Source organism: Curtobacterium flaccumfaciens pv. betae (genome assembly GCF_026241855.1).
In the GTDB taxonomy this organism is placed as follows: Bacteria; Actinomycetota; Actinomycetes; order Actinomycetales; family Microbacteriaceae; genus Curtobacterium; species Curtobacterium flaccumfaciens.
Map to the genome: position 1 here is coordinate 2,488,827 of NZ_JAPJDC010000001.1, position 14,511 is coordinate 2,503,337.

13 protein-coding genes and 1 tRNA gene are annotated in these 14,511 nt (G+C 70.9%); 2 read left to right on the forward strand and 12 right to left on the reverse strand.

The window, feature by feature from the left end:
* Positions 1-134 precede the first annotated feature (134 nt).
* Positions 135-350 (forward strand): hypothetical protein, encoded by a 216-nt coding sequence (locus ORG17_RS11645; protein WP_027466417.1) that lies wholly within the window; start codon positions 135-137, stop codon positions 348-350.
* A 7-nt stretch (positions 351-357) separates the two neighbouring features.
* Positions 358-2,211, forward strand: a complete 1,854-nt coding sequence (locus tag ORG17_RS11650; RefSeq protein WP_214523303.1) for an ABC transporter ATP-binding protein — start codon at positions 358-360, stop codon at positions 2,209-2,211.
* Between the two features lie 46 nt (positions 2,212-2,257).
* Here the strand turns inward: ORG17_RS11650 and ORG17_RS11655 are convergent, their stop codons facing one another.
* The 12 genes from ORG17_RS11655 to ORG17_RS11710 all read right to left on the reverse strand — a co-directional run bounded on the left by ORG17_RS11655 (position 2,258) and on the right by ORG17_RS11710 (position 14,511).
* The gene (locus tag ORG17_RS11655) at positions 2,258-3,763 is read right to left on the reverse strand and encodes an NAD-dependent succinate-semialdehyde dehydrogenase (RefSeq protein ID WP_301565334.1); all 1,506 of its coding nucleotides are present in this window, start codon (positions 3,761-3,763) and stop codon (positions 2,258-2,260) included.
* Entirely contained in the window at positions 3,760-4,380 is a 621-nt protein-coding gene (locus tag ORG17_RS11660; protein ID WP_214525959.1) for an isochorismatase family protein, read from the reverse strand. The genes ORG17_RS11655 and ORG17_RS11660 overlap by 4 nt, the downstream gene beginning before the upstream one ends.
* Positions 4,381-4,403: 23 nt before the next feature.
* A complete protein-coding gene (gene dacB / locus ORG17_RS11665) occupies positions 4,404-5,915 on the reverse strand; it encodes a D-alanyl-D-alanine carboxypeptidase/D-alanyl-D-alanine endopeptidase (RefSeq protein ID WP_214525960.1) in 1,512 nt (503 codons plus the stop codon).
* 73 nt (positions 5,916-5,988) lie between these two features.
* Positions 5,989-6,984 carry a Gfo/Idh/MocA family protein gene (locus ORG17_RS11670; protein ID WP_214525961.1) on the reverse strand — a complete coding sequence of 332 codons (996 nt, stop codon included), beginning with the start codon at positions 6,982-6,984 and terminating at the stop codon, positions 5,989-5,991.
* A gap of 67 nt (positions 6,985-7,051) precedes the next feature.
* The gene (locus ORG17_RS11675) at positions 7,052-7,492 is read right to left on the reverse strand and encodes a BLUF domain-containing protein (protein ID WP_051596899.1); all 441 of its coding nucleotides are present in this window, start codon (positions 7,490-7,492) and stop codon (positions 7,052-7,054) included.
* Positions 7,493-7,684: 192 nt separating this feature from the next.
* Positions 7,685-8,479: a glycoside hydrolase family 16 protein gene (locus ORG17_RS11680; RefSeq protein ID WP_214525962.1), complete on the reverse strand. Its 795-nt coding sequence runs from the start codon at positions 8,477-8,479 to the stop codon at positions 7,685-7,687.
* Positions 8,480-8,659: 180 nt separating this feature from the next.
* A tRNA-Thr gene (locus tag ORG17_RS11685) sits at positions 8,660-8,732 on the reverse strand.
* A 44-nt stretch (positions 8,733-8,776) separates the two neighbouring features.
* Positions 8,777-9,412, reverse strand: a complete 636-nt coding sequence (locus tag ORG17_RS11690; protein WP_214525963.1) for a TetR/AcrR family transcriptional regulator — start codon at positions 9,410-9,412, stop codon at positions 8,777-8,779.
* A gap of 24 nt (positions 9,413-9,436) precedes the next feature.
* Positions 9,437-10,579, reverse strand: coding sequence for a DNA polymerase III subunit delta' (locus ORG17_RS11695; RefSeq protein WP_027466411.1), 1,143 nt, complete (start codon positions 10,577-10,579; stop codon positions 9,437-9,439).
* A 25-nt stretch (positions 10,580-10,604) separates the two neighbouring features.
* Positions 10,605-11,240 carry a dTMP kinase gene (tmk, locus tag ORG17_RS11700; protein WP_027466410.1) on the reverse strand — a complete coding sequence of 212 codons (636 nt, stop codon included), beginning with the start codon at positions 11,238-11,240 and terminating at the stop codon, positions 10,605-10,607.
* Positions 11,237-14,056, reverse strand: a complete 2,820-nt coding sequence (topA, locus tag ORG17_RS11705) for a type I DNA topoisomerase (RefSeq protein ID WP_214525964.1) — start codon at positions 14,054-14,056, stop codon at positions 11,237-11,239. The genes tmk and topA overlap by 4 nt, the downstream gene beginning before the upstream one ends.
* Positions 14,032-14,511: a hypothetical protein gene (locus ORG17_RS11710; protein ID WP_214520536.1), complete on the reverse strand. Its 480-nt coding sequence runs from the start codon at positions 14,509-14,511 to the stop codon at positions 14,032-14,034. Before ORG17_RS11710 ends, topA begins: the two co-directional genes overlap by 25 nt.

Consider the following 14,511-nt stretch of genomic DNA (forward strand, 5'->3'; position numbering starts at 1 on the left):
GCCGGATTCGGCGGCGTCTCGCGCGCGTGGCAGCGTCGAACGAAGACGCCGGCGTCTGCGCACCCGGTGCAGCGCGGCGAGACGCCGTCAACGCAGGTTGACGGATGTCGGTGCGTCAATGTAGGTTGACAGGCATGGACCGACCGACCATCACGAGCCTCGCGGCCGGAGCATCGGGGGACGACCCGTTCTCCGCCCTCGCCAACGTGCGGGAACTGCGCCGTGAGCTCGACCGGACCGAAGAGCTCGCCGCGCGACGTGCCCGCACCGCCGGCGCCTCGTGGCAGGAGATCGCGACGCTGCTCGGTGTCAGCCGACAGGCAGTGCACAAGAAGTACGGCAGAAACTAGGAACACGATGAGCTTCCCCTTCGCACGCCCGAAGACCTCCGACGGCCCCCGCGCCACGTTCGGTCGCCTGCTGTCCTACCTGTTCGAGAACAAGCCCGCGATGGTCGTGATCATCGTGCTGAGCGTCCTCGGTGCGGGGGCCTCGCTCGCGCAGCCGCTCCTGGTCAACCAGGTCATCACCGCGGTGCAGCAGGGCAACACCCTCAGCACGCTCGTGTGGCTGCTGGTCGGGCTCGTCATCGTCGCGGGGGTGCTGAACGGTGTGCAGCACTTCCTGCTGCAGCGCGCGGGCGAGGGCGTCGTGCTCTCTACCCGCCGCAAGCTCATCGCCCGCATCCTCAACCTGCCGATCTCTGAGTTCGACACCCGTCGGACCGGCGACCTGGTGTCCCGCGTCGGCAGCGACACCACGCTCCTGCGGGCCGTCCTGACCCAGGGACTGATCGAGTCGATCGGCGGCGCGCTCACGTTCGTCGGTGCCATCGTCGCGATGGCGATCATCGACCCGCTGCTGCTCGGCATCGTGATCGTCATCGTCCTGATCGCCATCGTCGTCGTCGGCGGGCTGAGCCGTCGCATCCGGGTCGCCTCGAAGCGTGCGCAGGAGAAGGTCGGCGACCTCACCGCGGCCGTCGAACGCGGGATCGGCGCGGTCCGCACCATCCGAGCGGCCGGCGCCACCGAGCGCGAGGTGCGCGAGGTCGACGGCCACGCGACCGAGGCCTACAAGCGGGGCCTCGACATCGCCAAGATGTCCGCCTTCGTCGTGCCCGTCGCCAGCATCGTCATGCAGGTCGCGTTCATCGCCGTCCTGGGCGTCGGCGGGGCACAGGTCGCAGCCGGCACCATCACCATCGCGACGCTCATCACGTTCATCCTGCTGCTCTTCATGATGATCATGCCGCTCGGCCAGGCGATGGGCGCGGCCGTGGCCGTCGCCCAGGCGCTCGGCGCGCTCGGCCGGATCGAGGAGATCCTGCACCTGCCGACCGAGTCCCAGGACGACGAGTCGGTCCGACCGGCCGCAGCGGTCGCCACCGACGACGCCATCGCGTTCGAGCACGTGTCGTTCCGGTACCGCGCCCAGGCGGACGCCTCGGGTGCCGACGGCGCGGTCGCGTCCGACCCCGCGGACCGTCCAGGAGGCCCGGATCACGTCGACGACGAGCGCCCGGCCGACGACGTGGTGCTCCACGACGTGTCGTTCCGGGTGCCCCGCGGCTCGCGCGTCGCACTCGTGGGCCCGTCCGGTGCCGGCAAGTCGACGACCCTGGCGCTCATCGAGCGGTTCTACGACCCCACCGACGGCGTCATCCGCCTGGGTGGCATCGACGTGCGCGGCATGGACCGCGACGAGCTCCGTGCCCAGATCGGCTACGTCGAGCAGGACGCCCCCGTGCTCGCCGGCACGATCCGCGCCAACCTGCTGCTCGGGTCGCCGAACGCCACCGAGGACGACTGCGTCCGGGTGCTCGAGGCGGTCAACCTCGGCGAGGTCCTGCACCGCGATCCCCGCGGTCTCGACGCGCAGGTCGGTGAGGACGGCGTGATGCTCTCCGGTGGGGAACGGCAGCGCCTGGCCATCGCCCGCGCGCTGCTCGCCGCTCCCCCGATCCTGCTGCTCGACGAGTCGACGTCGTCACTCGACGGGGTCAACGAGCAGAAGATGCGGCTCGCGATCGACGCCGTCGCCGAGGACCGCACCCTGCTCGTGATCGCCCACCGGTTGTCGACGGTGGTCGACTCCGACGTGATCGTCGTGCTCGAGCACGGCCGCGTCGTCGGCAGCGGCACGCACTCCGAGCTCGTGGAGTCGACGCCGCTCTACCGCGACCTGGCGAAGCACCAGCTGCTCGTGTGAGTTCGGGTACGGCCGCGAGCACCGCGGCCGTACCGTCGACTCGGACTCAGGCGGCGAACGGGTCCGGCGTCAGCACGTAGACGGTCTCGAGGTACTCCTCGATGCCCTCGTGCGAGCCCTCGCGGCCCAGGCCCGAGGACTTCACGCCGCCGAACGGGAACGCCGCATTGGACACGACGCCCGTGTTCAGCCCGAGCATGCCCGTCTCCAGGCGTTCGGCGAGCCGCTGGCCGCGCCGGAAGTCGGTCGTGAAGGCGTAGGCAATGAGTCCGTACTCGGTGTCGTTCGCGAGCCGGATCCCCTCGTCCTCGGTGCTGAAGCGCGTCACCGAGGCGACCGGTCCGAAGATCTCCGTCGTCATGATCTCCGAGCCGGGCTGCACGTCGTCGATCACGGTCGCCTCGTAGAAGGTGCCCGGGCGATCGATCCGGTGGCCGCCGGTGACGAGCCGGGCACCGCGGCCGACGGCGTCGTCGACCAGCGACGCGGCCTTGTCCACGGCCCGGTCGTCGATGAGCGGTCCGAGCGTCGTGCCGTCCTCGGTCCCCCGGCCGACGCGCAGGGCGTCCACCTTCGCGGTGAGGGCGGCGACGAACGCGTCGGCGATGCCGTCCTGCACGAAGAACCGGTTCGCAGCGGTGCAGGCCTCGCCCGTGTTGCGGAACTTCGCGAGCATCGCCGCGTCCACCGCCTCGTCGAGGTCCGCGTCGTCGAACACGAGCAGCGGGGCGTTGCCGCCGAGCTCCATGCTCGTCTTGAGCACGTTGTCCGCCGCCTGCTTGAGGAGCGCCGAACCGACGGGGGTCGAACCGGTGAACGTCAGCTTGCGCAGGCGCGGGTCGGCGATGATCGGCTCCGACAGCCCCTTGGCGTCGCTCGACGGGATCACGTTGAGCACTCCGTCCGGCAGCCCGGCGCGGCGGAACAGCTCGACCAGGAACAGGGTCGTCAGCGGGGTGAGGTCGGCCGGCTTCGCGACCACCGTGCAACCAGCGGCCAGGGCCGGTCCGATCTTCCGGGTCGCCATCGCGAGCGGGAAGTTCCACGGCGTGATCGCGTAGACGGGGCCGACCGGACGCTTCAGCACGATCGCGCGGCCGGTGCCCTCGGGGTTCGTGCGGTAGTCGCCGGTGATGCGGACCGCTTCCTCCGAGAACCACCGCAGGAACTCGCCGCCGTAGACGACCTCGCCGCGGGCCTCGGCCAGCGGCTTGCCCATCTCGAGCGACATCAGGGCCGCGAGGTCGTCGGCGTGCTCGTGCACCAGATCGAAGGCCCGGCGCAGGATGTCCGACCGTGTGCGCGGGGCCGTGGCTGCCCAGGACTCCTGCGCGGCGGCCGCGGCGTCGAGGGCGGCGACGCCGTCTTCGGGGGTGGCGTCGGCGACCTCGGCCAGGACGGCACCGGTCGACGGGTCGTGCACGGCGAACGTGGACCCGCTGGACGAGGCGCGCCAGGTGCCGCCGATGAAGAGCCCGGTGGGGACGTTCTCGACGCGGACGTGTTCGTCGGCGACGGTGGTGGTGGTTTCGTTCGTGGTGGTGTCGGTCACAGTCGTGCTCCTCCTGGGTTCGCGAGGCCCTCGTCCATGTCGCTGCGGTCGACGTGTCCGCCGGCCGCCCGGATCTCGTCGAGCGCACGGGCGCTGCGCTCGGCGTCGACGCCGGCCACCAGGTCCTCGTACACGGCGACGTCGAGGCCCGCGGCGCGGGCGTCGAGTGCCGAGGCCCGGACGCAGTGGTCGGTCGCGATGCCGACGACGTCGATCGTGTGCACGCGGCGCTCGGCGAGCACGTCGGCCAGCGGGACGCCCGCTTCGGTCACGGCCTGGAACGCCGAGTAGTCCGGCGTGCCCTGGCCCTTGAGGACGTCGACGTCGATCAGGGCGGTGTCGAGGTCGGGGTGGTAGTCGGCACCGGGCGTCCCGGCGACGCAGTGCACCGGCCACGTGTCGACGAAGTCGGGTCCGTCGGGTCCGGCGAAGTGTCCGCCGTTGTCGTCGTCGCCGTGGTGCCAGTCGCGGGACGCCACGATGAGGTCGTACTCGTCCCCGTGCCGACCGAGGAACGCGGTGATGCGCTTCGCGAGCGCCGCTCCCCCGGTGACCGCGAGCGCACCGCCCTCGGTGAAGTCGTTCTGGACGTCCACGACGAGCAGTGCTCTTGCCATGGGTCCATCCAACACCCGTCGGCTCAGGAGCCGGTGAGCTTGCTCCCGCACGAGTAGGTCGCGGCGGTCACCGCGTCGAGTGCCGGCAGTGCCGCCGCACGCGGCGAACCGATGGCGTAGAAGGCGAAGGTCAACCGGGACCCGTCGGCGGCGTCGATGTAGCCGCCGAGGGTGTTCGCGCTGTCGATCCAACCCGTCTTCGCGTGCACCTTGCCACGGGCGACCGCGTTCGCGCCGGTGAACCGGCTGGCGAGGGTACCGGACTGCCCGGACACCGGCAGGGCGTTCGCGAGCGTGCCGAGGCCCTTCGCGCCGGAGGCGACCTGCACCATCAGGTGGGCGACGAACTCCGGTGACACGGCGTTCGAGGCGCTCTCGCCCGAGCCGTCCTTGATCACGATGCCGGCCGGGTCGAGGCCGTAGGAGCGCAGCGCCGACTGGTACACGGACGACAGGGACGCCGCCGAGCCGTTCGACCCGGACTCCTTCGAGGACACCCGGGCGAGCATCTCGGCCAGGGTGTTGTCCGAGTTCGGGATCATCTGCCCGATGAGCGTCGACACCGGCTGCGAGGACACCGTGGCGATCGTCTCGGTGCCCGTCGTCGCCCGCTTGACGATCTGCGCGGAACCGGCGCCCGCGACTCCTGCGTTCGCCAGTGCCGTGCGGAAGGCGACGCCCGCCCGCCCGACCGGGTCCTCCGACCGCGGTGACGTCGCCGCTGCGGGGTTCGCTCGGTCGCCGTCGACCATCAGCGCGGTGACCTCCGGCTGGTACCCGATGGTGCGCTCGGAGACCGGCCACGTGGGGTCCCAGGCGTCGGCATCGCTCCAGTAGGAGTCGTCGGTGACGATCGTGGTGACCGGGGCGGCACCCACCTTCGCCTTCACCTGCTGTGCCAGCTGGGCGAGGGTCGGGGCGCCCGGGTACACGGTGCCGCCGCCGGCGGACAGCGTCGCGTCACCGTGCCCGACCAGGGCGACGGTGTTCGCGGACTCCCGTGTGACGGTCGTCGGGATGCGGTGGTCACCCCCGAGCACGGAGAGCGCGGTCGCCGACGTCAGGGTCTTCATGACACTGCCCGTCTGGGCGGCCCGCTCGCCGTGCTTCGAGAACAGCACCTTGCCCGTCTCGGCGTCCATCACGTACCCCTCGAAGTCGCCGAGGCCGCTCGCCGACGCAGCCGTCGCGATCGAGCAGGTCCGGAGGGCGGACGGGCCGGCGAGGTCGTCCGGCACCGCGCGGGCGTCGGCGGTCGGCGTCGGGGACGGCTTCGCCGTCGGGCGCTTCGTGGTGGTCGTCCGGTCCGGAGCCGAGGACGCGGTCCGGGTCGAGCTCGGCGCGGCGGCAGTCCGGGAGTCGGGGGTCGTGGCCGCTGCGACGGCGACGGCACCACCGGAGCCGACCACGAGCAGCGCCGCGAGACCACCCGCGATCCAGGGGACCGGGCGTCGTGCGGCGGAGGCGCGCACCGCGGTGACGGCGGCGCGGAACCGCTCCGGGACGGAACGCGTGGTGGGCTGCTGCTCGGACATCGTGACCGATCCTACGGAACTGCGGCAGGAGCCTCCAGGCCGGGGACGGGATCCGTCGAGGACGGGTGCCGGATCAGGGAGCCGTGCCGGGACCGTCGGCGGGGTACCGGACCCCGACCAGGCGACGTGCCTCGTCCAGCACCGCCATGATCGCGACGGTCTCGTCCGGGTCCATCGGGCCGCCGTCGTGGCGGCCCGACGTGATCATCGTCTCGAAGGCGCGTGCCTCGTGCTCGTAGCCGGCGAGCTCCTCGCGACCGTCGAACTCCTCGACCACGGCGCCGTCGCGGTCGCGGATCCGCCAGGTGGTCGGCGTGTACCAGGTGGAGTCGAGGTCGATGCGGCCGGTCTCGCCGATGATCGACGCCGTGTTCGGGCTCCGCAGGTCCATCCCGAAGTGGATCATCGACTGCGCGCCGCCCGGGTGCGTCATCACCAGGCCCATCTGCTCGTCGACGCCCTGCTCGCTCAGCGTGCCCGCTGCGACGAGTGCGGTCGGCACGCCGAGCACGTCCACCGCGAAGGAGACCGGGTAGATCCCGAGGTCGAGCATCGCTCCCCCACCGAGTGCCGGGTCGCGCAGCCGGTGACCCGGGTCCGTCGGGAGGGCCTGGTGGTGGGTCGCCTCGACCACCATCGGGCGACCGATCCGACCCTCGGCGACGATCTCGCGGATCATCGCCATCTGCGGCAGGAAGCGGGTCCACATCGCCTCCATCACCGCGACGCCCGCGTGCCGAGCTGCGTCGACGACCGTACGGGCCTCCTCCGCGGTCATCGTGAAGGCCTTCTCGACCAGGACGTGCTTGCCCGCCCGGATCGCGAGCAGGGCGTCCTCGGCGTGCCGGACGTGCGGGGTGGCGACGTAGACCGCGTCGATGCGCTCGTCCGCCACCAGGTCCTCGTAGGAACCGTGGGACCGCTCGATGCCGAGCTCCGCGGCGAAGGCCTCGGCGTGTTCGCGGGTGCGGCTGCCCACGGCGGTGAACACGATGCCGGCCGCGGTGCAGTCACCCACGAAGGACCGTGCGATGCCGCCTGTGCCGATGACTCCCCAGCGAACCGTCATGGGTCCTGTCTACCAGCGCGAGGTGGGCCGCGGCGGCGCTGTCAGCGGCGGTGGACGCCTCGGGTCGTCAGCGGCGGTGTTTGCCGAGCGCCGCGTCCGGGGCGGCCATCGGATGGTTGCGGAACCAGCGCAGGAGCTCACGGGCACGGCTCGTGTCGGCGCTCGCGTCGCCCTCGGCGAGGAACGAGTCGAAGCCGTCGGGCAGGTCGGCGTCCGGTTCGCGGTGGAACGCCATCTTCCACTCGCCGAAGCGCCGGGTGTGGATGCGCTCCTCGACCAGCAGACCGACATCGGTGTGCCGCGGGTCGTCGATGATGCGCTGGTACGTCTCGAGCACGGCCGCCTCGGGGCCCTCGAGCAACTGCATGAACCGGCCGTCCTTGTAGACGAGCAGACCGGACAGGCCGGACGCGGTGTTGCGGACCCGTGCGTGCTCGAGCAGTGCGTCGAGCCGCTCCTGGTCGAACACCTCGTTCGCCGCGCTCATGTAGACCAGGGACAGCAGCATGACGACCTCTCGGTGACGACGGAACGTGTTCCCTCTCATCGTGGACCGCACCGAGCCCGTCGGGCAGCCCCAGAACGGGGATCGTTCCCGTCCGCGCGCCCGCGTCGAGGTTCGGGTCATCGACGCGAGCACACGGGTGTCGGGTCGTACGACCGGACTGATTCGGAGCCCCCGTCCGGGGGGATTGGTCACTCACCTGTCGTAGGTGCGGACCCAGTCGATCTGGACGTGCCCCGGGTCGCCCCAGTTGCCGGTCTGGAACATGTAACGGTGCGGAGTGGTGGGGACGTTGCGCGGCACCGTGAACACGAGCTTGCCGTCGAGGTAGTAGCTGACGCTCTTGCCCGGCACCCACTCGGTCGTGTAGGTGTGCCACTCGTTCCAGGACACCCGGGTGTTGTAGTGCTCGAAGCGGCGCTCCAGCCCGGGCAGCATCGAGTGGTGGAAGACACGGGGCGACCCGTCGAACTGTCCCTCCGGGTAGCTCAACTCGCCGTCGGCCCAGGCGTTCGACGTCGGCCACAGCATGACCGCGATCCCGTTGCCGTCTCCGCCGGTCGCCCGCGCTCGGATGCTGAAGGTGCCGCCGACGTGTGACCACGCGCCGGTGGGTGTGCCGAACGTTCCGGCAGCACCGTGCTCACCGTCCATCGCGACGTCCAGGTAGCCGTCGTGGGCGCTGACGACCTCGTTCGAGTAGTACTTGCCGCCGGTGCCGTCGGGGTACGGCTGCCACGAGTTCCGGTACGTCTCGGCGAAGGGGCCGCCGGCTGCGGCGGGGGTGTCGAAGTCCTCGGAGAAGGTCGGCTCGCGGTCCGCCAGGTACGCGGGGCCGGTCGCGGACGCCGTCGGGGTCGCGGACGAACCGGTGCTCGGCGACGAGGTCGACGCGGACGTCGCGACGGACTCGGGCACGGCTGCCGCGGTCACCGCGAGGGCTCCGGCGGTGGCGGCGACCACGACGATGACCAGGACACGCTTCAGCACTGCGTCATCGCCGGTGGAGCGCTGGGCTGGTGGTCGGTCATCGTGTCCCCCGTATCGCGGACAAGGCTAGCCCGCGATCACGCCCGACGTCTGCCCCTCGGGCGAGGGACACGGATTCGTCCGGAATACGAAAACCCCGGTCAGAGCCACTTCGAGTGGACCTGACCGGGGTGTTCACGGAGCCGCCTGTCGGAATCGAACCGACGACCTATTCATTACGAGTGAATCGCTCTACCGACTGAGCTAAGGCGGCGCACACTCCATGTCCGGAGTGGCACGAGCAATGACTATACAGGTTCAGACGAGTGAACGCGAAACCAGCACGCCGAGCTCGGCGAAGGACCGTTCGAGCTCGTCGACCAGGTGTGTCCCGGCTTCGGAACCCGACCACTCCCACCATGCGTGGCGCAGGGCGGCGAGGGCGACGATGGCCGCGAGACCGGCGCGGCGACGAAGCGCCTCAGGGTCCGCGGCGAGCTCCGGGTCGGCGTCTTCGAGCCGCCGTGCGACGGCCGCCTGCAGCTCCGCCTGGAACTCCTTCATGGACGCCATCCGACGGCTGAACAGCTCCGGGTTCGCGCGGAGGACCTGCTGACGCTCCTCGATGAGCCCGCGCTCCTCGATCAGTTCGCGCGTGGAGTGCACGAGCAGCGTGCCGATGTCCGCGAGCAGGTCACCGCTCGGACCACCGTCGACGAACGCCCGCAACGCCGCGTCGTCGGGCAGCTGCGGGTCGTCCCCGAGGATCGCCTGCTCCTTGCTCGGGAAGTAGTTGAAGAACGTCCGCGGCGAGACGTCGGCTCTCCGGGAGATCTCGTCCACCGTGACCGCGCCGAGGCCGTCCTCGAGGGCGATCCGGAGCGCAGCCTGCTGGATGGCGCGCCGGGTGGCGCGGCGCTTCCGTTCGCGCAGGCCGGGTTCAGCGTCGGGCATGCCGTGATTGTCGCACGCCGTGCCTCAGCGGCGGGCGCGGGCGATGGTGACGAGCAGTGCTTCGAGCGCCAGGAGTGCCGCCACGTTGGCCGCGATGCGCTGGCGCGCCAGGGCGACGGCGTCGAGGACCTCGAGCGCGGCAGCGGGCGGTGTCGTCGGCAGCGCGTGCTCGAGCTGGTCTCGCATGGCCAGGTTGACCGGTTCCGCCGGGGCTCCCAGCCCCAGCAGGAGCAGGTCGCGGTACAGCGAGGAGACGTCCACCAGGATCCGGTCGAGGCCGTCGCGCAGGCTGCGGGTCGCACGGCGTTTCTGATCGTCCTCGAGGGCGCGGAGCTGTGACCGGAGCGCCGGCGGGATCGTCCCGCCGGGTTCGACCCCGAGCGAGCGCAGGGCCGCGTCGCGCTCTTCGGAGTCGCGCTGCTCGGTGATGGACTTGGCGTCTTCGTCGGCGACGGCGAGGAGCTCGGCGGCCGCCATGACGGCGTCACCCACGCTCCGCACACCGAGCACGGTCGTCAGGGTCCGGCGTCGGCGGTCACGTGCGGGCTCGCTCGTGGCCAGGCGCTGCGCCATGCCGATGTGGCTCTGCGCCTGACGAGCAGCATCCATCGCGAGGGCGCGGTCGACACCGGTCCGGGCGACGAGCAGGTCGGCGACGGACTCGATGCCGGGCACGCGCAGGCGTACCGAGCGGACGCGCGACCGGATCGTCGGCAACAGGTCGGCTTCACTCGGGGCGCAGAGGATCCAGACCGTGCGCTCCGGGGGTTCCTCGAGCGCCTTGAGCAGCAGGTTCGAGGTGCGCTCGGTCATGCGGTCGGCATCCTCGATGATGACGACGCGGTAGCGCCCGACCGACGGCGAGTAGTACGACGAGGTGACGAGCTGCCGGATCTCGTCGATCGTGATGATCACGCGCTGGGTGGTGAGCACCGAGACGTCGGGGTGGGTCTTCGCGGTGATCTGCCGCAGGGTGTGGTCGTCGTCGGGGCCGTTGCCCACGAGCGCCGCGGCGAAGGCGGTCGCCACGTTCGACCGACCCGACCCGGGCGGGCCGGTGATGAGCCACGAGTGCGTCATGCCACCTGTGCCGTCGGTCGACTCGGCCGCGTTGCGCAGCGACGCGACCGCTTCTTCCTGCCCGGTCAGGCCGTCCCACACGCTCACGGGACCATCCTGTCAGTGACCACCGTCATGCCGGGTCGATCCCGACGAGCGGAGCGACCGCTCGACGGACCGCGTCCTGCACGGCGTCGGTCGGGTCCGAGGCGTCGACCACCAGGAAGCGCGATGGCTCAGCCTCGGCCATCTCGAGGAAGGCCTGACGGACGGACTCGTGGAACGCCGCGGCCTCGGACTCGAGGCGGTCGAAGGTGTCCCCCCGTGCCGCGGCCACCCGGGCGCGTCCGACAGTGACGTCGAGGTCGAGCAGGATCGTGAGGTCCGGTGCCAGACCGTCCGCTGCCCACTCCGAGACGGAGCGGACCTGCTCGGCGCCGAGCCCGCGCGCGACGCCCTGGTAGGCGACGGACGAGTCGATGTAGCGGTCCTGCAGGACGACCTCGCCACGGGCGATCGCCGGACGGACGACCGTCTCGACGTGCTGGGCACGGTCGGCCGCGTACAGCAGCGCCTCGGCCCGGGGAGCGACGTGGCCCCGTTCGTGCAGGACCATCTGCCGGATCTGGACGCCGAGGTCCGTGCCGCCGGGTTCGCGGGTGCGCACCACGGTCCGGCCGTGCGCACCGAGCCACGCCGAGAGCAGCTCCGCCTGGGTCGTCTTGCCCGCGCCGTCGCCGCCCTCGAGCGTGATGAAGCGACCGGTCACTTCTTCTTGGCCGCCGTCCGACGAGCCGGGGTCTTCTTCTTGACCGGCCCCTTGGCACGCTTGTCGGCGATGAGCTGCACCGCGCGGGCGTGGTCGACGGCCTCGACGTCCTCGCCCTTCGGGATGGTCGCGTTCGTCTCGCCGTCGGTGACGTACGGGCCGAACCGGCCGTCCTTCATCTTGATCGGCTTGCCGGACACCGGGTCGGCGTCGAACTCCTTGAGGGCGGCGCTCGCGGTGCGGTTGCCGCCGTACTTCGGCTGCGCGAACAGCTCGAGTGCACCGGGCAGGTCGATGTCGAAGATCGCGTCCTCGCCGGGCAGGGTCCGGGTGTCGGTCCCCTTCTTCAGGTACGGCCCGTACCGGCCGTTCTGCGCCGTGATGTCGTTGCCCGTCTCCGGGTCCTGACCCACGACGCGGGGAAGGTCGAGGAGCTTCAGCGCGGTCTCGAGGTCGACGGTCTGCGGGTCCATCGACTTGAAGAGCGAGGCGGTGCGTTCCTTCGGCGCCGCGGCCTTCTTCGTCGTCTTCTTCGCGGGCGCCTTCTTGGCGGGGGCCTTCTTCGCCGTCGCCGTCTCGCTCGTCGCGGTCGCCGCAGCTGCCTCGGCCGCCGGGGCCTCCGCCGCTACGGGCGCCTCGACGACCTCGCCGGTCTTCGGGTCCACGGTGGGTTCGGGCTCGGGGGTGCGCTCCGTGACGTAGGGGCCGAAGCGGCCGTCCTTCGCCAGGACCTCTTTCCCGGTCTCCGGGTTGATCCCGACGACGCGGTCCCCGATCACCGGGGCGTCGACGAGTTCCTTCGCCTTCTCGACGGTCAGTTCGTCGGGAGCGAGGTCCTCGGGGACGTTGACACGCCGCGGCTTCTCGGGGTCGTCGCTCGGCACCTCGATGTAGGGGCCGTACCGACCGATCCGGAGCGTGAGGCCCGGAGCGAGCTCGACCGAGTTGATCTCGCGGGCGTCGATCTCACCGAGGTTGTCGATGACGGTCCGCAGGCCGCGCTGGTCGTCGTCGCCGCCACCGAAGTAGAAGCCCTTGAGCCAGTCCACGCGGTCGGCGTCGCCGCGGGCGATGCGGTCGAGGTCTTCTTCCATCTCGGCGGTGAAGTCGTACTCCACGAGCTCGCCGAAGTACTCCTCGAGCAACCGCACCACGCTGAACGCGATCCAGTTCGGCACCAGCTGCGTGCCGCGGAGCGAGACGTAGCCACGGTCGATGATCGTCGGGCTGATCGTGGGGTAGGTCGACGGACGCCCGATCCCCAGCTCTTCCAGCGTCTTGATGAGGCTCGCCTCGGTGAAGCGCGGCGGCGGGGTGGTGTCGTGCCCCTTCGCCTCGACGTCGGTGACCGAGAGGTGCTCGCCCTGGGCCACGTTCGGCAGGGCGACGTCCTGGCCGGCACGCTCGGAGGACTCGTGGCGGTCCTCGTCACGGCCTTCTTCGTAGGCGCTGAGGAAGCCGCGGAACGTGATGACGGTGCCCGAGGCGGTGAACTCGGCGTCGGTGCCGTTCGCGGTCGACGCGATGCCCTCGACCGACTCGGTGGAGGAGATGCCGAGCACGATCGACGCGGTCGAACCCTTGGCGTCCGCCATCTGGGACGCGATGGTGCGCTTCCAGATGAGGTCGTAGAGGCGCCACTCCACACCGGTCAGGGTGCCCTGCAGGTCCTGCGGGGTGCGGAAGGAGTCCCCGGCGGGACGGATCGCCTCGTGCGCCTCTTGCGCGTTCTTGCTCTTGCTCGCGTAGAGACGCGGCTTGTCGGGCACGGTGGCCGAACCGTACAGGTCGGCTGCCTGCTTGCGAGCAGCGTCGATGGCCTGCTTCGAGAGCGAGACCGAGTCGGTACGGATGTAGGTGATGTAGCCGTTCTCGTACAGGGTCTGCGCAGCACGAGCGGTCTGTCGCGGGGACAGACGGAGCTTGCGCGCGGCTTCCTGCTGGAGCGTCGACGTGGTGAACGGGGCGGCCGGGCGTCGCGTGTACGGCTTCGAGTCGACGCTGCGGACGGTGGCGTCACCGGCGCGCTCGAGGACCGTCGTCAGCGACGCGGCAGCGGCCTGGTCGAGCCGGACGACGTCACCACTGAGCGTGCCGCGGTCGTCGAAGTCACGACCGGAGGCGACGCGGGTGCCGTGGATCCGGGCGAGTCGCGCGGAGAAGGAGGACTCGCCGGCCTTCTCGAACCGGGCGGAGAGGTCCCAGTAGTTGGCGGAGACGAAGGCCAGGCGCTCGCGCTCACGGTCGACGACGAGTCGGGTGGCGGCGGACTGCACGCGGCCGGCGGACAGACCGGGGGCGACCTTGCGCCACAGGACCGGGGAGACCTCGTACCCGTAGAGACGGTCGAGGATCCGGCGGGTCTCCTGCGCGTCGACGAGGGCGGTGTCGAGCTCACGGGTGGCTTCCTGCGCGCGCTGGATCGCCTCCTTCGTGATCTCGTGGAAGACCATCCGCTTGACGGGGACCTTCGGCTTCAGGACCTGCAGCAGGTGCCACGCGATCGCTTCACCCTCGCGGTCTTCATCTGTTGCGAGGTAGAGCTCGTCGGCGTCTTTGAGGGCACGCTTCAGCTCGGAGACGGTCTTCTTCTTGGCATCGGACACGACGTAGTACGGCTCGAAGCCGTTGTCGACGTCCACCGAGAACTTGCCGAGGGAGCCCTTCTTGAGCTCGGCCGGCAGGTTCTTCGGCTCGACGAGGTCGCGGATGTGTCCGACCGAGGCCTGGACTTCGTATCCGTCACCGAGGTATTGCGCGATCGTCTTCGCCTTCGCAGGGCTCTCGACGATCACGAGCTTCTTCGTGCCTGGCACGTGTCTCCTTGATCGATGGTGCTGATCGGCCCTGTCCACGAGCGTGTCCGGGTCGACCGGGACATCGGTGACCGCGGGCCGACAGGCACACCATACACATAGTGTTCGGGCGGGTCGCCTGCCGGACCGGCCACCGCGAGTGCGCTGACGACGAACGGACCCGTGCCCACGACCACGCGGACCCGGGCCGTGGTGGCGACGAGTTCGCAGGCGTCGAGGGCGGCCCCGTTCGCCGTGGCGATCCGGGTGGCGACCGCGCAGGGCTCCCCCGGCACCAGCCCGGTGGCGGCCGCCGCGGTGCCCACGGCGGCGGCGTCGGCGGCGCCCTGGGCCCGGATGGCCTGCGTGCGGTGACCGGCTGCGGCGAGCGCCGACGACCCGACGAGGACACCCACGCCGAGGACCGCCACGAGCAGCACGGTCGCCGAGCCGCGTTGGCCGTCGGGACTCGTCAC